The sequence below is a fragment of the Neobacillus sp. BP17 genome (genome assembly GCF_059579525.1).
Window position 1 is genome coordinate 3,430,109 of the sequence record NZ_CM184198.1, and the last position, 19,590, is coordinate 3,449,698.

The 19,590-nt window shown below is 39.2% G+C and carries 17 protein-coding genes; all 17 read right to left on the reverse strand.

Annotated elements, in window-relative coordinates:
- Positions 1-3: 3 nt before the first annotated feature.
- The 17 genes from paaA to hutH all read right to left on the reverse strand — a co-directional run bounded on the left by paaA (position 4) and on the right by hutH (position 19,307).
- Positions 4-960 carry a 1,2-phenylacetyl-CoA epoxidase subunit PaaA gene (gene paaA / locus AC4QJR_RS16550; RefSeq protein ID WP_496523562.1) on the reverse strand — a complete coding sequence of 319 codons (957 nt, stop codon included), beginning with the start codon at positions 958-960 and terminating at the stop codon, positions 4-6.
- A 94-nt stretch (positions 961-1,054) separates the two neighbouring features.
- Complete coding sequence (locus AC4QJR_RS16555; protein ID WP_496523563.1) at positions 1,055-2,380, reverse strand: phenylacetate--CoA ligase family protein; 1,326 nt, start codon at positions 2,378-2,380, stop codon at positions 1,055-1,057.
- Between the two features lie 249 nt (positions 2,381-2,629).
- On the reverse strand, positions 2,630-3,760 hold the full coding sequence (locus AC4QJR_RS16560; RefSeq protein ID WP_496523564.1) for a Ger(x)C family spore germination protein: 1,131 nt from the start codon (positions 3,758-3,760) through the stop codon (positions 2,630-2,632).
- Positions 3,761-3,766: 6 nt separating this feature from the next.
- The gene (locus tag AC4QJR_RS16565; protein ID WP_496523565.1) at positions 3,767-5,215 is read right to left on the reverse strand and encodes a spore germination protein; all 1,449 of its coding nucleotides are present in this window, start codon (positions 5,213-5,215) and stop codon (positions 3,767-3,769) included.
- A complete protein-coding gene (locus tag AC4QJR_RS16570) occupies positions 5,212-6,279 on the reverse strand; it encodes an endospore germination permease (protein WP_496523566.1) in 1,068 nt (355 codons plus the stop codon). Before AC4QJR_RS16570 ends, AC4QJR_RS16565 begins: the two co-directional genes overlap by 4 nt.
- A 304-nt stretch (positions 6,280-6,583) precedes the next feature.
- Entirely contained in the window at positions 6,584-6,850 is a 267-nt protein-coding gene (locus AC4QJR_RS16575) for a phosphocarrier protein HPr (RefSeq protein ID WP_496523567.1), read from the reverse strand.
- A gap of 114 nt (positions 6,851-6,964) precedes the next feature.
- On the reverse strand, positions 6,965-8,407 hold the full coding sequence (locus AC4QJR_RS16580; RefSeq protein WP_496526697.1) for a glycoside hydrolase family 1 protein: 1,443 nt from the start codon (positions 8,405-8,407) through the stop codon (positions 6,965-6,967).
- Between the two features lie 78 nt (positions 8,408-8,485).
- On the reverse strand, positions 8,486-8,809 hold the full coding sequence (locus tag AC4QJR_RS16585; RefSeq protein WP_496523568.1) for a PTS lactose/cellobiose transporter subunit IIA: 324 nt from the start codon (positions 8,807-8,809) through the stop codon (positions 8,486-8,488).
- Between the two features lie 70 nt (positions 8,810-8,879).
- Entirely contained in the window at positions 8,880-10,208 is a 1,329-nt protein-coding gene (gene celB / locus AC4QJR_RS16590) for a PTS cellobiose transporter subunit IIC (RefSeq protein WP_496523569.1), read from the reverse strand.
- Positions 10,209-10,233: 25 nt separating this feature from the next.
- Positions 10,234-10,536 (reverse strand): PTS sugar transporter subunit IIB, encoded by a 303-nt coding sequence (locus tag AC4QJR_RS16595; RefSeq protein ID WP_496523570.1) that lies wholly within the window; start codon positions 10,534-10,536, stop codon positions 10,234-10,236.
- A gap of 252 nt (positions 10,537-10,788) precedes the next feature.
- A complete protein-coding gene (locus AC4QJR_RS16600; RefSeq protein WP_496523571.1) occupies positions 10,789-11,097 on the reverse strand; it encodes a PTS sugar transporter subunit IIB in 309 nt (102 codons plus the stop codon).
- Between the two features lie 69 nt (positions 11,098-11,166).
- On the reverse strand, positions 11,167-13,122 hold the full coding sequence (locus AC4QJR_RS16605; protein WP_496523572.1) for a BglG family transcription antiterminator: 1,956 nt from the start codon (positions 13,120-13,122) through the stop codon (positions 11,167-11,169).
- Between the two features lie 383 nt (positions 13,123-13,505).
- The gene (gene nadR, locus AC4QJR_RS16610) at positions 13,506-14,522 is read right to left on the reverse strand and encodes a multifunctional transcriptional regulator/nicotinamide-nucleotide adenylyltransferase/ribosylnicotinamide kinase NadR (protein ID WP_496523573.1); all 1,017 of its coding nucleotides are present in this window, start codon (positions 14,520-14,522) and stop codon (positions 13,506-13,508) included.
- Positions 14,523-15,218 (reverse strand): nicotinamide riboside transporter PnuC, encoded by a 696-nt coding sequence (gene pnuC, locus AC4QJR_RS16615; RefSeq protein WP_496523574.1) that lies wholly within the window; start codon positions 15,216-15,218, stop codon positions 14,523-14,525.
- A gap of 26 nt (positions 15,219-15,244) precedes the next feature.
- Positions 15,245-16,009 carry an NUDIX domain-containing protein gene (locus AC4QJR_RS16620; RefSeq protein ID WP_496526698.1) on the reverse strand — a complete coding sequence of 255 codons (765 nt, stop codon included), beginning with the start codon at positions 16,007-16,009 and terminating at the stop codon, positions 15,245-15,247.
- A gap of 226 nt (positions 16,010-16,235) precedes the next feature.
- Positions 16,236-17,717, reverse strand: a complete 1,482-nt coding sequence (locus tag AC4QJR_RS16625) for an amino acid permease (RefSeq protein ID WP_496523575.1) — start codon at positions 17,715-17,717, stop codon at positions 16,236-16,238.
- A gap of 72 nt (positions 17,718-17,789) precedes the next feature.
- On the reverse strand, positions 17,790-19,307 hold the full coding sequence (gene hutH / locus AC4QJR_RS16630; protein ID WP_496523576.1) for a histidine ammonia-lyase: 1,518 nt from the start codon (positions 19,305-19,307) through the stop codon (positions 17,790-17,792).
- Positions 19,308-19,590: the final 283 nt, after the last annotated feature.

Sequence of the window (19,590 nt, forward strand, 5' to 3'; positions counted from 1 at the left end):
TTCTCAGCGAATCGCTGCACTTAATGCTTCTCGTACCCAAGCGTTACTTTCGTAGGATTTCCGGCGAAGGTTCAGACGAGCTTGAGATCGTGGACCTTGGTTTTTACTGATTTTCTTTAACTCATCCCAATTAGGCTGTTCATATACCCACTGTTGCTTTTCCTCATCATAATGGAGTGTCGGGTCCGGAATCGTTAAACCTAATGATAAAATCCGCGGAATATATTTCGTAAAAAAGGCTTGACGTAGTTCTTCATTGTTTTTTGTACGAATCTTGTATTTAATGGTTACATCTTGTTTCGAGCTGCCCATTGTAGTGCTGCTGGCAGGTCCAAAGAATATGAGCAAAGCCTCCCACCAACGGTTTAGCGCCTCTTGAATCATGGCTTTTTGCTCTTCTGTTCCTTCCGCCAGAGCAATGATGATGGATTCACCATGCTGAGCATGGAACACTTCTTCTGCACAAATGCGATGGAGTGCTCTTGCATATGGGCCGTAGGAAGCGCCTAACATATCCGTTTGAGTGATGATTGCCGCTCCGTCTACAAGCCAGCCGATTAATCCTGCATCTCCCCAAGTTGGTGCTGGCATATGAAACACATTGTGAAACTTAAGCTTCCCTTGAAATAAGTCTTCCATTAAGTCGCCTCTTGTTTTTCCGTAAGGCTTTAACAAGTCTTCTGCTACACGCAGCAATAATTGGCCGTGTCCCATTTCATCCTGAACTTTTGCCATGATACCGAGTTTCCGACGAAGAGAAGGTGCTTTCGGTACCCATTCTTTTTCCGGCAGCGCTCCCATAATTTCGCTCATTCCATGCATCGAAATTAATTTAATAAGTGCTGTTCTATATTCATCAGGCATCCAATCGTCTACTTCGATCTTCTCCCCCGCTTCGATGCGCGTCATAAATTGTTCTAACTTTTCCGCCTCAGTTAATGTTTCTGTGAGATTAGACATCGTCTATTCCCTCCCTTTCGTATAACATTTCTATAACGACATTATAAATTATGGTTATGTTAAAAATCAAACTATTTTTTAAAAATTTAATATTTTATACAGTAACAGCAACTTTCCGCTCATCCACAATGCGGACTGCTTTGCCATCAGATCTAGGAATACTTCTTGGAGCAAGCACTTTTACCTTCATGCTCACCAAACAGTTGTTCTTCATCGAATGCTGTACTTTTTTCATAACAAGTTTAATACGCTCATGCTGAATGTCGTTATTTACTTGTTGGTAAACCTCTTCAGTAACTTCCACATGTAATTCCACTACATCCAACGTTCCTTCCCGACGCAAACGGACCTGGTAATGCGGCGCGAGATCCTCAATTTGGATTAAAAAATGTTCAATCTCAGACGGAAAGACATTTACTCCACGGATAATGAGCATATCATCGATACGGCCCTTCACACGTGACATTCTTGTGGTTGTTCTGCCGCATTTGCATTTTTCCCTCGTAATAGAAGCGATATCTCCTGTACGATAACGTATAACTGGAAATGCCTCTTTCGTTAAGCTAGTGAAAACCAATTCGCCTTCTTCACCATCTGCTACAGGTTCAAGGGTATCCGGATTGATGACTTCCACGATAAAATGATCCTCCGCAATATGTAATCCATCTTGCGATTCATGACATTCCATCGCTACTCCCGGTCCCATTACTTCACTCAAACCATAGATATCACAGGCTTTAATCCCAAACTTGTCTTCTAAAACTTTACGCATTTCTTCCGACCATGGCTCTGCCCCAAAGATACCAAATTTTAAAGAGCTGTTTTTTGGATCTTTCCCCATATATTCCATTTCTTCTGCAACTTTGAGAATATAGGAAGGCGTTCCAGCAATTACTGTTGGCTTAAAGTCTTCAATGACAGTAATTTGGCGGTCTGTATTCCCCCCGGATATCGGAACTGTCGCCATGCCAAGTCTTTCTGCTCCATAATGAATTCCTAATCCACCTGTAAATAATCCATATCCGTACGCATTTTGAAATACTCCATCTGGTTCTCCACCCGCTATTGCAATGGCGCGGGCAACCATATCTGCCCAATTATCAATATCGTTCTTTGTATAGCCCACTACTGTTGGCTTTCCGCTTGTACCAGAAGAAGCATGAATGCGAATGATGTCTTTCATGTCAGCCGCAAATAAGTTGAAAGGGTAATTGTCACGTAAAGCTTCTTTTTTTGTAAATGGCAGTTTCCTAACGTCTTCTACAGTTTGGATGTCCTCTGCTGTTATATTAAGTTCATTAAACTTTTCTTGATAAAAAGGTACTTTAGCCGTCACTCTTTTTACCGTTTCCTTTAACCGCTTCAACTGTAGCGCTTTCATTTCCTCTTGTGAATACGTTTCAACGTCATGAATAATCATTACTTCATCCCCTTTGTTTGATTCAATCCCTTTTAAACGCTTACAAAAAATCTCATTGCAGGAAAAACATGTAACGTTATTTTTGTTATCAGTGTGATTTTTGTTACACTTTATATTTATAAGGTATCACATATAACAAACGTTGTAAATATTTCAAATATTGTAATAGTGAAAATATTTTAAAAAACTTTGATTATTGCCTACCCTTTCTTTTCAAAAGTGATATATTTTAATAAAAAAGACACAGCATTATGCCGCGTCTATTTTTGCATTTCCATATTTGTAATTCCCCGGTTCCAATTTGATCTTGACCTGTACCTGTTTTACCGAATGAGCGTTAAATTTTCTTATTGTGTCGATACTCCAATGGTTCAAATAATATTTATACGATTTCTCACTAATGTTCAAGACATCTGTATTCAGCTGGTCACCTTTTTTTACAGTCGATAAAATTTCGTTTTTTATTATTTTATTGATCTCCTTTTCCACTTCTTTTAGTGTTTTATTTTTGCTATTTTGAGTCATAATTCCCTTCCCTTTGACCACAATCTTATATGAAGGGTTCTTTTCTTTTGAAACCAAGATTTTTGTTTTAAGGTTTCTCACTCGTACTGATAGGTTTTCGTTCCCAGGCCGGATAAAGACATCTTGGTTTTGTCCTGTGAGCCAACGGAGTCCACTAAACTCTTTTTTGCTCAACCAACCTTTAAAGTGCTGCTTGGAAAACACATATTCTCCATTGATATGGGCGATTGATTTTTTCTTTCCTTCCGTAAAATGGTTATTATCGATGTTTAACGACGGGATTAAAGTCGTTCCAACCGATCGGTAATAACGGGAAGTAAATTGATGGTATTTAATGATCGGGAGTGAATAATCATAATGGATGACCTCTTCTGGTCTATGGATGACCGTATACAATTGTGAATAATTAAAAAAGCTTTGCGTTTCCATTAACGATTTTAGATTCTCTCCTGTACCAAAAATGAAGATGTTGTACCTCAAAAAAGGAGACCGACTAATAAGATCCATCACAACCTCTATTTTTTCTTTCAAGATACTGTCGCTAAGTATGATGGTTTTAATATGTCCATAATTTAATGGCAATGCGGTCAGTTGTTCCAATTCCCCAAGTGCTGCCGCGAGACTTTCTCCTTTCGCCTCCCCGATTAAAATAGGCTGTTGTTCTAAAGGACCTCCTTCTTGTTTAGCGATATTCCCAAAATTTAGACCCTGAATATAGAGTTTAAATGCTCCCTCTTTATAGTCCATTCCAATAGCGGTAATATAAGTCTCGCCTTCGATTTCTTTTGCCCCAAAACAACCTGTCAAAAGAAACATAAGGCTCGTTATGATGATGAAAGAAATCAGGTTCCTCATGGAAAACTACTCCTTCTGTCTGGTAGTGTCCTTTGGTTGAAAAATAGAATTGCGTTTTTTTAATAGCTTATAGGGTAATTTGATAAACATTTTTGGGATGTTAGACATATTTGGAAATGCAAATACGGATACATAGGGCTGCCCGAAACTTTCAAGCGAAATAACAAGGGTGATAATGAAAAAAAAGGAAAGAAAAAATCCATACATCCCGAACATGGATGACAGGGTAAGAACGAAATAGCGAAGAACAAGCAAATTACCCGATAAGTTTTGGTTGATCAATGTATACCCTGAAATGACGGTAATCGAGATCACCACCAGCATGTTTGGAGACGTTAACCCGGCTCGGATTGCCGCATCTCCAATGATCAAGCCGCCTAAAACGGCCACGGTTTGCCCTACAGCTTTTGGCAGCCTGAGCCCAGCTTCTTTAAACAGTTCAAACAAGGTTAGCATGATAAACGCTTCAATAGATCCTGATAAAGGAAGCCCTGTTCTTGACACAGCGATGGTAGCAAGCAGGTTATAAGGAATCTGCTCGGTTTGATGTGTGATTAAGGCAATGTAAAAGCCCGGCAATAAAACGGTCGTGATTATAGCCGATAACCTTAGTAAACGAACGAAACTAGTGTAAAAAAAACTGTTGTGCACATCTTCAGGCGAAATCGCTAATTGCGTAAGAGCTGTCGGACCAATCAAACAACTAGGACTTCCATCCACCAAAATGGCAAATCTCCCTTGATTCAAGGAGTCCACAATATAATCGGGTCTGCCGGAGTAGTCCATTAAGGGAAAAATGGAAAAGAGGCGGTCATAGAGCATTTCTTCCAATTGGTTGCTGCTGCTTAAGATATCAATCGTATAAGATTTTATTCGATTTTGCACGTCATCCAAAATAGAGGGATTAATGATATCCTCTATATAAAGTAGTGAAATTTTCGTTTTGCTTCTTACTCCAATCGTATAATCCACGCTTTTTAAAGTAGATGTTTTCAATCGTTGACGGATCAGCGCCATATTATCGGAGATATTTTCTACAAAGCCGTCTCTTGGCCCCCGAACCGAAGCTTCCAAATTGGTTTCTTCCGGGCTTCTCTTTGGTGCATTAGAGACGGGAATAAAAAATACATCGTTTGTTTCCTCATTCAAAATGATTAATTCTCCAGAAAAAAGCCTTTGTTCTATTTCATACTTGATATTAGCATCATCTGAAAGCTTGGTGACTCCCAAGAGAAAGTTTAAGCGTTCAATTCTCAGTGTTCGCTCTTTTTCCATCGCTTCATTGATGTTAGGGAGAATGGTTTCGTTTATTACCTTTGTGTCCACTAAATTTGGGCAATACAAAAAGGCGAGACAATGGGTACTGCTTTGATAGGATTTGGTTTGCACGACAATATCAGAAGAATCTTTAAACCACTCTTTCCATTTGAGTACGGTCAGGTTATTTCTTTTCACGGAGATTCCCCCTTGATTCGACTAAGAACGAACATCAACCCAAATATAAAAAGCAGAAAGACCAAGCTTGCAGGAAAATAAACGGAATATAAGATGGAAAAAAAGGAACTGAAATCCCATGGAATTAACACACTGATGATGAGCAGCGTATAAAGCAAGGGAAGAATCCAGCTCTTTTTTTGGTCGCGATTCAATAGTTGGTCTACGATAAACATACTTAAACTGATCCGTATGAATGCTCCAGAGCGCCATTGAAAGATTGACAAAAAATCCACGCGTTCGATATTGATGCCAATTGTTAGCATTTTCCATTGTTCATAGGCAGGAACCTTCATCTTTTCTGCCTCCTCCGCACCAAATACAGCGATTCCTCCCATCAAAGGCCCTAACGCTAGGAAGAAGATGACGATGCTAACAATCATCAGCGGCTTGATTTTGATCCGGTCTTTTATAAAGGGTGTGATAAACAGAAAGTAAATGATTTCAAATGAACTGGAGCATGCATACATGATTCCTAAAAAGAAATCTTTATATCCACGCTCAAAAACGGGGAACAGCATGCTGTAATCCTTATATTTTATATTTCCAATTCCCACTAAAAACCCTAACATCACAACAAAAGGCAAAAAGAAAATCGCTAATGAGCCGATGGTTCTAATTCCTTTCAGTGACGCATAATAGCAAAGAGATGCAAAGGTAACGACAGCCAAGAAATCAGGTATGTCAGCCGTGTAATTTAATTTAGCCCAAAAGCCTGTATACTTGAACGTGATAAATGCAGTAAGAAAAAAATAAAGACCCAACAAAATACGAATCGAATAGGAAATGAAGGAAGGCAATGAAAATAACAAAGAGAACATATCTTTGTGCTCAAACTTTTTATTGAGATAATAAATCATGACCGTCCAAAGGATTAAAGGAGCAACGCTGCCGATTACAGAGAGCCATGAGTCCCGATTGGATGCGGTTAATATCATAGGAAGCAGCAAGACATGGACTATAAATCCGGTGGACATGATGAGCAGAATATAAATATGTGTAGAATGAATCACCTTTTGGATCAATCCAATCCCCCTCTCTTTTAATTCAGCGGTAAAGTCCGTTCAAACAACGGTTTTCGGTAGTTTGCCCTTTTTGGAAAATATTATAAAATTTTGTTTGATCCTTCCAACGAAGTAGTTTTATTAAATGTTCACTATACCATTTCCTTCCTAATGAACTGCCCCCGATTTAGTAGACAATATAGGACTTGTTGAACACAAAAAAGGATACTAAATGAACAGTATCCAAGAAATTAAATATTTTATTATGAACATTACAGAGAACATTAAAGAAATAATAAAATTTACTTTTGTTCTATCAAAATGATTAATTAGCTAATCCTTCTTTTTTCATCACTTCTTCGAGCACTTGGACTGTCTTTTCTGCATCTTGCCCCTCTGCCTTAATCTTGATTTCCGCACCGCTCGGAATTCCAAGCGACATGACGCCCATAATCGATTTCAGATTAACTTGTTTTTCCTTGTATATTAATTGCACATCTGAATTAAATTTCGTTGCCGTACTGACTAACACGGTTGCCGGCCGGGCATGAATCCCGGTCTTGTCGATTACTGTGAAAATTTTTTCTGCCATTGTTTTTCCTCCTTATACTTTCCGTTTTATATTATTGTTGTGACATTTTTATAAAATTTGGCGTAAATTGAGTGAACAAGTGTATAGATTGGTTCTCGATCGTAAACTTGCTCATTATGATAATTTCTCACCATTGGTTTCAATGACTTCTTTATACCAATAGAAGCTTTTCTTTTTAATCCGCCGAAGGTCTTGCTCCCCTTCTTCGTGCTTGTTCACATAAACAAATCCATAGCGTTTTTGGAAACCGTTTAACCAGCTTAATAAATCCGTAAAGGACCAAACACAATAACCTAACATTTCCACACCGTCTGTTATCGCCTCCTGAATCGCCATAATATGAGCCCGGATAAAATCAATCCGATAATCATCATTGACGATATCGCCTTCTTCAACTTTATCGTAGGCACCTAAACCATTTTCACTTATTAAGATTGGCAGGTGATAACGATTCGTGATTCTGCGAAGCGCAATTCTTAATCCATGTGGGTCAATATTCCAATCCCAATCCGTTCTTTCAAGATTTGGATTCGGGGCGGTTTTAAACATGCCAGGAATTCCTGTATCTTGGGAAGTCCCTTTTTTCCCAGTAGTATTCATCTCACCAGCACCAACACCACCCACTAATGGGTTTTCTTCATAGGTAGTAGTCTGATAGTAATTTAATCCCATAAAATCAGGCGTTCCAGCACGTAACAATTCAAAGTCATCATCCTCAATCGTTGGCGCCAGGCCATTTTGTTCGAGATAATTCCAAGCTGCCACTGGATATTTTCCCCAAGCATAAATGTCCATCCACCAGTGGTTGTTTAGCTCTTCGGCAATCTCAGCAGCAAGGATATCTCTTGGTTTCGAGGTTAATGCATATGCTGGACTATAGGCAAAGCTAGGACCAATCTTCCCATCTGGAACATACTTACGGAATTCCTTAATGACACTAGCATTCGCCAGATTTGCATGGTGATTGACTTGATAGAATAACTTGTCATCCTTTACCCCTGGAGGATGGGCCGCCATCCGGTAGCCAAACATGGTAAAAATATTTTGCTCGTTCAAGCTAACCCAGTATTTTACCCGATCGCCAAAACGTTTAAATAGTTCAACACTATAGTTCGTGAAATCTTCGACAATTTGCCGCGATTCCCAGCCGCCATACTCATCTTGAAGAGCCTGCGGTAAATCCCAGTGATATAACGTCAAAACTGGCTCAATGTTATTTGCCTTTAGTTCATTAATTAATCGATCATAAAATTCTAAACCTTTTTCATTTATCTGCCCTTTTCCACTTGGGAATATCCGTGTCCACGCAACAGAAAAACGGTAAGCCTTCATGCCCATCTCAGCCATTAATTGGACATCCTCTTTATATCGGCGATAATGATCTACTGCCACATCTCCTGTTGTTCCTTTAAATGTTTTTCCGGGAATTCGGACGAATTTATCCCAATTGGAAACACCTTTGCCATCTTTATCCCATGAACCTTCGACCTGATAGGCAGCAGAAGCAGCACCCCAAAGAAAACCATCAGGAAATGGTATTAACGTTTTATGAATCACCATCATCACTCCTTTTCATTATAATAATAAAGAAACTCGCCAGACTGGCGAGCCATAATCTTTCGACAGTAGCGTTCATTATACGTTTTGCAGTTTTATCGTTTCGTACATATCCACAAACTCAGCCGCTAAATCTTTAATCGTAATCGCATTCATTAAATGATCCTGGGCATGAACCATTAATAGTGAAACTTCTGTTTTTTCGCCACGTACTTCTCCCTGAACAAGGTTGGTTTGAATTTTATGGGCTTCATTCAGCGCATTACTTGATTCCTTTATCTTCTGTCTTGCCCCTTCAAAATCTCCGGTTTTTGCTGCAGCAATCGCTTCCATTGCTGAACTTTTTCCATTTCCTCCGTGAAGAATTATTTGAAATATAACCGTTTCTAAGTTTTCCATCATGTTTCCCTCCAAGTAGTGATTTGAAAAGGTATCCCCCAGTGAATACCTGAATGGGGGATATCCAAAATGGTTAAGATGCTTTTTTCGTACCAAATTGACTTTCTTCTGCTAATTTTTGCTTATCCCATAGTTTAAAGAAGGGCAGATAGATCGCAAAAGCAATGGCCATGTTAACGATTTGTAAAACAGCGCCAGAGAATTTACCACCTGTAGCTAAGAATCCACCAACGATAGGAGGAGTTGTCCAAGGAAGTGATATTCCTACTGGCTTTGCTACTAACCCCATTTGCATCGCAAGGAAGCTGATAGTTGTGATCGCGATAGGAACTAGGATAAACGGAATAATCATGATTGGATTCATAACAATTGGCATCCCGAAGATTAGCGGTTCATTGATATTAAATAATCCCGGGGCAATACCTAATCTGCCTAATGATTTCATTTGATTACTCTTTGCCGTGAATAACATGGCTAAAACGAGCGCAAGAGTTGCACCTGACCCACCGATTAAGACGAAGATATCAATAAACTGCTGTGTAACGATATTTGGTACTTCATTCCCTGCTTGAAAAGCAACACGGTTCGCATCCATTGCTGACAGCCAAATTGGTCCCATCACACCCCCTACGATCGTTGCACCGTGTAAACCTGTGGACCATAACATTTGGACTAGAATTAAAGCTAAAAGTGTACCCCATAATGTACCACCTAAAGCACTAAGAGGGTTTTGTAATAATTGAGTGACTACATTGTGAAGGCTTTCAAAGCTTGTCTGTTCCACTACTAAGCGTAACAACCAAACAATAATAACAACAATAAAACCAGGAATTAAGGCAACAAACGATTTACTTACTGCCGGCGGAACACCGTCAGGCATTCTGATCACAATTTTCTTTTGAATAATGAATCGATATATTTCCGTAGAGATAATAGATAAAATCATTGCAATGAAAAGACCTTTACTTCCTGTTAATGCTGCAGGAATCGCCCCTCCAACCATGATCGCTTCTGTCGCACCCTCAGGTGTAAAAGAAACTTGGTATGGAGTTGCTAGCAAGAATGCGACTAGCGAGATAACTCCTGCTGACATGGCATCAACGTTATACTTTTCAGCTAAGCGATAAGCAATGGAAAATGCTGCCACTAGGGCCATAATATCAAATGTTGCTCCCACTGGATATAACAATTTCCCTAACCATTGGTCTCCAAAAATACCTGCCATGAAGTCAGAGTAACCATCAATTGGAATAAAGCCTAAGATTAAAAATATCGACCCAATAATCATCAATGGCATCGTGGCAATTAGTCCGTCTCTCAATGCTTGCAGGTGTCTTTGACCAGCAATCCGGCCAGCAGTAGGCATAACTTTTTCTTCTAAAAAAGCTGTTAGTTTATTCATCCGCTATTTCCCCTTCTTTATTTATTTATTTAATTAATTGAATTGCCGCCTTTAATACCTCTGCCCCATTAACCATTCCGTAGTGAACCGGGTTAATTGCATCCACAGGGATATTATTTTCTTCGCCTAACTTTTTCATCGTTGGCAGCATATATCGTACTTGTGGCCCAAGCAATAGAACATCCGCTTGATCAATATGGTTTTTAACTGCGTCGACACCCTCTGCCCAAATTCTACATTCAAGTCCCTGCTCCTTAGCGGCAGCTTCCATTTTTGTTACTAATAAACTTGTAGACATTCCAGCTGAACAACATAATAATATGTTCATATTTTCATCCCCTTAATAGTTTTTAAATTTTTTCAAAAGAAGAATTTTAGAATATTAGTCCTGCTCACGAAACCTACTTCTGCAAACTCACTGTAGGACTTTTTGTTGTCCTCCCTTGATGTCTTTATTGTATTTTAAAAACGTTTACATTTACATTTATCCTTTTTCCGTTGCATTACGGAAAAATCTGATTGTTTCGAAAACCCTTTCTTTCATATAAAAATCAAAAAGGACCAGCGTTTGCTGGTCCTGTCATTTTTCTTTATAAAGCTGTTCGGCGGCCCGCAATACTGCTTGACCATTAAAGGTTCCATAATGCACCATATCAATGATTCCTACAGGTATTCCCTTCTTTTCACCCAACTCTTTAAACTGTGCATACAAATAGCGTACTTGCGGCCCGAGCAAGAGGACATCTGCCTGGTTAATTTCTCTGCTTACCACATCAAAGGGTACAGCCCAGATGTTATAGGAGAGATGTTCCTCTAATGCGGTCTTTTTCATTTTAGAAACCAAAAGGCTGGTTGACATGCCAGCGGAACAGCATAATAAAATATTCACTTCTTTCCCTCCATGGACGAGGAGCAGGCTTTCATTCGACCTGCGGCTCTATCTATTTAATGCAGATGTTCATTCCCTAAAGTTATTTAGTTTTCTGGAAAAAACTGCCGCAAACTCTTTGTAGTTTTTACATTTAATTAACTGCTGTACGACCTGGCTGTCATCAATCAGTTCTAACAGATAATCATACATATTTTGCAACTCACTTCCGCTACTCTTCTCAACACTGAGCAGACAAACAAATTGAACCCTTTTCCCGCCCCATTCTATCGGCTTCTTTAATGTACAGATCGTCCAAAAAGTTGAGTCTGTCTGTGGTGTAACAGGGTGAGGGATCGCGACTAAATTTCCATAACTCGTCGGTGAAAGTTCTTCTCTTGCTAGGACACTTTCCAAAAAGTGCTCATTAACGCGTCCTAAAGACTGCAGCCGGCTGCATAAAAAGTTCAATACTTCCTCTCTTGTATTAAAGTCCTTTTGGAAAAAAACTAATTCCTCTTTTGTATAGGGCAGTTTTTGAACCGCCTGTCCGGTTATACCCGTTTCGATTTTTTTTAAGTCCTCCCCACCTAAAATCGTATGAACTTGAATAACAGGTACTGGAAGACATGTTGAAATAGGAATGGTACTAATGATGAAATCAAGGGCATGCATGGTAATTTGATTAAGTTTGTAATAATCAGTGGTTCCAACAATTTCAAGCTTGTCACCGAACTTTGTTTTAATTTTTGAAGCCAACAGCCGGGCACTGCCAAGCCCTGAGGCACAAACAATCAAGCATCTTTTAACCCTTCTTCCACTCTTGGCATTCTCGATTGCCACTCCGAGGTGCAGGGCTAAATAGCCAATTTCACTCTCATTGATCTCAACTTCCAATTTCTTTCTTAGCACCATGCTTGCAATCACTGCCGCTTGGAAAGCAGCCGGATAATTCGATTTAATTTCATCAAGCAAAGGATTAGGTAAATGAATCCCATAATGAAAGCGATGAATCGCAGGTTTCAAATGCAGACAGATAGCCACATACAATTCCTGGTCATTTTTGATACCCAAGCTAAGTTCCCGGTCAATGGTTTCGAGGATTTCATTCACTATGTTATCAATCTGTTTACCGATCATTTCTTGAATTGTATTTTCATCCAGATGAAGCTCTGTCACCATTTTTGTCCCCAATAAATGAATGGTAATATAGGCCACTTCCTGGCCAGGAAACGTAACGGCTAATCCTTTTTCAAGTTCGTTGACAATTTCCTCGGCTACCTCGTATTGTTTTTCATGTTGCAGTTCAATTAAATCCTTTGAATACATCGTTACATATTTTTTACTTTTAATCCGGTGGTAAGCAATAGCGAGATGTATAACCAGATTACATAAACCAATATCCGAGAGGCTGATATGGTGAGCATTAATTCGCTCCAAAATCACCTTGCGGATATACGCCATATCTTCGTTTGTGAAAATGGACAAATCGTTATCCCCTAAACAAATATCATGCTTCATTTGTTGAAAGAGAAAATCAGCCATGCACAAACGCAGCTTAAACTCGTCTCCGTTGACCTTCAAGCCAAAATTCGGTCGTTTATCAAGTGTAATTCCATAGCGGCCAAAAATCAGCTTAACTTCCTTTAAGTCATTTTGTAGGGTGGATCGACTGATAAATAATTCATCGGCAATATCGTCCAGCTTGCAGTATTCTTCTGTAAGCAAGAGCCGCTTCATAATATAATGTACTCGATCTTCCGGGAAGGTTGGAATGTCAACAGATTTTTCTTTTTCCTGATCGACAATTCCGTGTAACAGCTGGCGAAAAGGTTGCTCCTCCTGAATCACCAGCTCGTATCCGGTGCCCCTAATTGATTTAATCGAGGCACCGAAGTCTTTTAAAATATCTTCCAACTCCCTTATATCATTCCTGACCGTCCTCGAGGTTACCGCGAGAACTTTAGCCAAATACTCACTAGTCAGTGGTGTTTCCGCTTTCATTAACTGGCGCAGTATAGACGTAATCCGGGCATTTAGCACCATTTTCCTCACCCCTCACATTGAATACATAATTGGTAATATTCTAATATATTAATCTATCACTATATAATCATCAATGAAAACAATAATGGAAGATTCGTTCATCAGATTAAGTATATAATGAAGCGCTTTCACTTCCATACAAAAAAATTCCGCTAGTCAACGGAAATTTTTATTAATGAATAACTCAACCGAAAATATAAAAAAAGACACTTAATCTTTGGGAAAATATAGGTAACCATACCCAATATACAAAGAAAGGTGTCACCTATATGATAAGAAATAATGAATATTTAGACAACGTTAAATATTGGATACCAAATTGGGGGTCAGTCCCCCGGTGAGGGTAAGCTTAAACGCACCAGGGGACTGACCCCAACATCCTTCTATAGCATCCTTTCAATCATTTCCATCGCATCGTTTAATCTTTTTTCATAATTCCCACTCAATATATGATAGTCAATGTGATGTTTTTCTAATAAATTTTTTAAGCTCTGATTGTTTTGGTTCCTTACTTCAGTTTCTCCATGAACTCTTAACCCGTCATCCACCCAATTAACATCAGGCTCAAGGAATAGCCAAAGATCGTAATCTTGTAGTTTCGCAATCTCATTTAGAACCAGTTGATGTTCGTTGTTGTATAAGTTGGAGTAAAATTGAGTGACGATGGCCTCTGTATCAATAAAAACGAGCTTATTCGCCTTATCTATAGCTTTACTTTCTTCCATTTTGTGACCGTAGGCTATTTTTAAATAATCTTCTTTTAACATTATTCCATCGCAGCCACCTAATTCTTCACAGACGATTCGACCATATTCCTCCACATAGGTTGTGTTGTATATTTTGGCGAGGTTTTTCGTAAGCGTTGATTTCCCGCCGCTTTCTGTTCCAACCAGAACGATCTTTTTAATAAAATAGGGTTTTACAACGTCAGGAATGAACTCCCAATTCTTAAACACACCCTCCGTACGGATGGTTGTAGCGGAGATATTCACATGTGTGCGCATCGGATCAATCAGTTTATGCCTTGCATTTGGATATAGTTTTTGAAAGATCTCTTTATATTCTAATTCAGAACTAAATACGTAATCAATCGGCTTTCCAATTTCTTTTTTAATCAAACGTGCCCCTTCGTCCCAATTATAATGGTCATTATCTTGATCATCCTCCACGGCTATTACTTTCACGTGCGGCATATCTTTTGTTAATTGGGAAAGCCAGCGCAAACGAATTTGAGCAGGAATATAGTTCATTTTGGTATTCTCACACAGTTCCATATCACGTCTTACGCTATGGGATAAAACAACATAAAGTTCATCCACAACGGACGACGCACGAACGATGGCATACACATGACCAAGATGTAGTGGCAGGAACTTTCCACCGATAAAACCAACTGACATTTAGGCCGCCTCCTGAATTTGTCTAGTATATAGTTTTCTCCAGTTGATATACCCGTAAATGCTATTTACCAGGAAGGCTGACCACATAACCAACATCGAAAAGTCATTCCCACCTTGCGTAAGGAGAGCACTCACCCATAGGAAAATCGATAAGATATTGACGGAAATCCAAAGAAGCCATTGTTCCGTAAATCGTTTCAGCATCAATATTTGGGCAGCGATCGATAATACGTTGGTAGCTGAATCTGTCCAAACAATATTACCGCCTAAATATTTCAAGAAGAACCCATATCCAATGATTAGAATAATCATGGAGATGACTGTATAAAGCCAACCCGTTTTTGTCAGGCTTTTAATGGTAACATCTTCCCCCTTTACACCGTGCTCCGTTCTATTCTGCCTCCAAAGATAAATCCCGATAAATTGAATGGGGAAGTAAAACAGTGCATTTAACATGACCTCCCCATAAAGACCATAACCGTAGGCTATAGAAGCATAGGTTAATGTTTGAACGATACCAAAGTAATAGTTCGCAATTTTGCCCTTAGCCACTAAAACCACACAAAGCATGCCACTAATCGATGAAATTAAGCCAATAAGTGAGTCATCCCAAGCAAAGAATAGATAAATGTTAACCATTGTAAAGGTAAACAGCCATATGACTTCAAACCGGGTCCAATTTTTAAATATCTCCATTTAGAACTCTCCCTTGTGAGTTGTATTTAGCCTTGAAGTTTATTTCTATATACGGAAACAATCGGTTGAACTTCATTAAAGCGGTAAAGCTGAGCAGGTGTTTTGGAAAAGCGATTGGATTTCTTTGGCTTTCCATTTTCGGATACCGCTTCAATAAATGGAAGTGTGGGAGCTTTTCTATAAAAGGCTGCATCCGTTGATATGGATGGATCATCCAAAACCGTTAATAAGACCCCTTGCAGTTCAGAAAGGACAAACTCTTCAGGTAGAAAATGCTTCGCAAGGGTTGTTAGAGCCATATCTTTTCGAATAAACCAGATGGCATCATCGATAATTTTTCGATGGTCAAAAGCAAGTGAGAGTTCAAGTGCCTCTTCAAGTGGAAATAATTGAATATCTGAAGCATCATACGTAATTTTTCGGCTCTTTAAAGCTTCTTCCTTCGCAATAACATAATGAGCACTTGATAGGATCCATCCCCGGTCATCTCGACCGGGAGCATCATAGACGCCAAAATGCTTTATCCGTAATCCGCTGACACCGGTCTCCTCAAGAAGCCTGCGTTCAGCCGCTTGAAGAGCTGTCTCTCCGTGGCGGACAAAGCCCCCTGGCAACGCCCACTTCCCTGCTTCCATGTTCGGGTTTCCTTCATGATCGAGTTCACTCCGTTTAATCAGCAAAATCTTCAATGTTTTTAACGGCGGCTTATACTCCCCATTACTCTCAGATGTGATTGTAAACACAGCAATATCACTGGAATAACCATCTGGTGTAATAAATTTATCGCTTATTTTCACTTCCACCACTCCTTTAATTAACAATATGTTAATTGTTAATTACAATATATTCCTAATATACTTGTTTAGTCAAGAATAACTTGAAATAAATTAATAAAGTTTTTTCATTAAGAAAGACTTCCCTTATAAATGAAACGAACAATCATTGTGAACTGGACTTAAAATAGCAAAAACACCTTGATGTCTCAAGGTGTTCCTGCTAAAGATGAATAATATACAATTAATCTCTGCTAAAATCGGCTTTTTTTAATGGGACGATTTTTGTTTTGTTGATACTTTTATAGCCTAAATAACCTATTAAGAATAGAGGTAGTCCAATATAAGATACCAATACACCATACCAGTCAACCTTTGAACCAATAAATGCCCCGTAATTTGTCCCAAGCATGGCGATTAAACATAATACTGTTGCCAAGATCGGACCTAATGGGAACCATTTTGCTTTATAGGGCAGGTCTTTGAAATCTCTTCCTTGTGCAACATATGCTTTACGGAATCGATAATGTGTAACCGAAATACTTAACCAAGAGATATAACCAGCTAAGCCAGCAGCGTTTAATAGCCAAGAATAAACCGTTCCATCACCAAAAAGGGAGGTAAGAAAGCACAGCATGCCAACAAGAGTTGATATGTATAATGCGTTAATCGGAACTCCACCTTTATTTACTTTTTTCAAGAATGACGGAGCTTTTCCTTCTTCTGCCAATACCCAAAGGACGCGCGATGCCGCGTATAAAGTGGAATTTCCTGCTGACAGTACGGAAGTAAGGATGACTGCATTCATGGCAGCCGCCGCAAAGGCAAGTCCTGCGTTTTCAAATACTAACGTAAACGGACTCACTGCAATATTCTCTAAATCAGAGCTTAATAATTTTGGATCGGAATAGCTGATTAAACAACCAATAATAAAAATCGCTAAAACATAAAACAATAAAATTCTCCAGAAGATCTGTTTCACTGCCTTAGGTAAATTTTTCGCTGGATTTTCACTTTCACCAGCTGTAATCCCGACAAGCTCCGTGCCTTGAAAGGCAAATCCCACCACCATAAATACACTAAATATGGATAACAGACCGCCTTTAAATGGGGCTTCTCCTTTGGTGAAGTTATCAAATCCGCCACTATGGTCTTTCATAATTCCAAAGATCATGAGTAACCCAACAACAATAAATAATAAAATGGTTGCAACTTTAATCAATGAAAACCAAAATTCTGATTCTCCATACCCCTTTACGGATAAAAAGTTCAGACCAAAAATTAGGACAAGGAAAGTTGCGCTCCAAATGATTCCTGGGACATCTGGAAACCAATATTTCATGATCAATGCCGAGGCTGATAATTCCAAAGCAAAAATAATCGCATTATTGTACCAATAGTTCCAGCCAACGGCAAAACCCAATGCAGGGTCGACAAACCTTGAGGTATACGTACTAAAAGAACCTGAAATCGGAATAAAAGCCGCCATTTCGCCTAAGCTGCCCATGATAAAATAAACCATGATTCCTGCAATGATATAGGCAGCTAAAGCTCCACCTGGCCCAGCATCATGTATCGTGGTTCCACTGGCTAAAAATAACCCTGTTCCAATTGTTCCCCCGATAGCAATCATGGTAAGATGTCGCGTTTTAAGCTTTCTTTCTAAATGTTCGGCAAACTCATGTTCATGTACTGTTTCTTGGGCTTTAAGTGCCGTATTTTGCATATAACACCTCTTTTTATAATAGTAGGTTGGTTAAAGCTCTTCTTCTTTTCTATTAAGTTTAGATGGTGAAATTTACCTTACACTGTCGACTTGCTCAAATAGTTTTGTCAAATTCATTGTTTTCAGACCTTCAGCCGATTTTTCAATATCTTTTGAGAAAATGCGGTCTCTTTTAATGGAAGGGACAAGTTCTCTTCCCTCCTCATAAAGACGTTTTGTTTGGCTAGCCATTTTTTCAACTCCACGGTATTCAACCGCCTGCATCGCACAAATAAGCTCAATCGCCAGGACTTTTCTTGTATTCTGAATAATTTGATGAGCATGTCTTGAAGCAATGGTTCCCATGCTTACATGATCCTCTTGATTCGCAGAGGAAGGAATCGAATCTACACTGGCTGGATGTGCCAGCGTTTTGTTTTCTGATACAAGAGATGCGGCAACATATTGCATGATCATCGCACCAGATTGTAATCCTGGTTCAGGGCTTAAAAATGGCGGTAAATCATTTAACTGCGGATTGATTAACCGTTCAATTCGTCTTTCAGATATATTGGCCATTTCCGCAACAGCAATTTTCATAAAATCCATGGCAAAAGCAATGGGCTGTCCATGGAAGTTACCACCGGAAATGACCTTTTCACCATCATCAAAAATGAGTGGATTATCTGTTGCTGCATTCATTTCAATTTCTAATTTTTCTTTCACATAATCAAGTGCTTGCCACGTGGCACCATGAACTTGCGGGATACAGCGGAGCGAATACGCATCCTGCACTCGCAATTCCCCTTGTGTCGTCGTCAATAAACTATCACTTAGGTAACCTCGGATTCTAGCTGCGGTATCAATTTGCTGTTGATAACCTCTTGCAATATGAACTTCTTCAGCAAAGGCATCAATAATCCCTTGTAATCCCTCAATCGTCATCGAGGAAATTAACTCACTTTGGAATGCGAGTTGTTCTGCTTCAAGATAACCGACAACTCCCATTGCAGTCATGGCTTGGGTTCCATTGATCAGTGCAAGTCCTTCTTTTGCCTCAAGTATGACTGGGAAAATTCCTTCTAGCTGTAAGGCTTCAAGTGAATCCATTCGATTTCCTTTATAAAATACTTCACCCTCCCCGATTAATACTAACGCCAAATGTGAAAGCGGTGCCAAATCTCCGCTTGCTCCAAGGGAACCTTGCTGAGGAATCACAGGGATAATATCCTTGTTTACTAAATCTAGTAATCTTTCAATAACGAGCGGTCTAATTCCAGAATAGCCCTTTAATAGTGCGTTTGCGCGAAGAAGGACCATTGCTTTTGCGACAACCTCTGGGAACGGCTCACCTACGCCGCAAGCATGTGAACGAATTAAATTAAGCTGAAGATCTTGAACATGATCTTTATCAATAAGGACGTCACTGAATTTTCCAAACCCTGTGGTAATCCCATAGACTACTTTTGACTCTGAAACTATTCTTTCTACAGCTTCACGACTCTTTCTAGCCGCCTCCATACTCATTTCTGAAGCGCTTACCTTCTGATTACCAAATAAAATCTCCTTCATTTGTTTCAATGTTAAATCTTGACCTGTTAATGTGATCATTTCTCCCACTCCTCTATCACTTTAGTATAATAAAGAAAAAGGCTGGATTCCGATTCCTTTTAGAATTGGAGTCCAGCCTCTTTTATTCCCATTTTTGAATATGTAACCATTTTTATGCGCTGCCTCATACGTTTCCTTCCCTTCTTCATAGTCTATTATTCTATTACCATGTTAATTATAGGTGATGTTAATTCTAATAGTCAACAGGAAAATACCAGATTTTACCACGATAATACTTTAGCACAATAGTTAATGAAAGGAACTTTCCACAAAAGATGGGGTC

Coding starts and splice junctions, on each gene's coding strand:
- paaA (WP_496523562.1), bottom strand. CDS start 960: ATGTCTAATCTCACAGAAACATTAACTGAGGCGGAAAAGTTAGAACAA.
- AC4QJR_RS16555 (WP_496523563.1), bottom strand. CDS start 2,380: ATGATTATTCATGACGTTGAAACGTATTCACAAGAGGAAATGAAAGCG.
- AC4QJR_RS16560 (WP_496523564.1), bottom strand. CDS start 3,760: ATGAGGAACCTGATTTCTTTCATCATCATAACGAGCCTTATGTTTCTT.
- AC4QJR_RS16575 (WP_496523567.1), bottom strand. CDS start 6,850: ATGGCAGAAAAAATTTTCACAGTAATCGACAAGACCGGGATTCATGCC.
- AC4QJR_RS16585 (WP_496523568.1), bottom strand. CDS start 8,809: ATGATGGAAAACTTAGAAACGGTTATATTTCAAATAATTCTTCACGGA.
- celB (WP_496523569.1), bottom strand. CDS start 10,208: ATGAATAAACTAACAGCTTTTTTAGAAGAAAAAGTTATGCCTACTGCT.
- AC4QJR_RS16595 (WP_496523570.1), bottom strand. CDS start 10,536: ATGAACATATTATTATGTTGTTCAGCTGGAATGTCTACAAGTTTATTA.
- AC4QJR_RS16605 (WP_496523572.1), bottom strand. CDS start 13,122: ATGGTGCTAAATGCCCGGATTACGTCTATACTGCGCCAGTTAATGAAA.
- nadR (WP_496523573.1), bottom strand. CDS start 14,522: ATGTCAGTTGGTTTTATCGGTGGAAAGTTCCTGCCACTACATCTTGGT.
- pnuC (WP_496523574.1), bottom strand. CDS start 15,218: ATGGAGATATTTAAAAATTGGACCCGGTTTGAAGTCATATGGCTGTTT.
- AC4QJR_RS16625 (WP_496523575.1), bottom strand. CDS start 17,717: ATGCAAAATACGGCACTTAAAGCCCAAGAAACAGTACATGAACATGAG.
- hutH (WP_496523576.1), bottom strand. CDS start 19,307: ATGATCACATTAACAGGTCAAGATTTAACATTGAAACAAATGAAGGAG.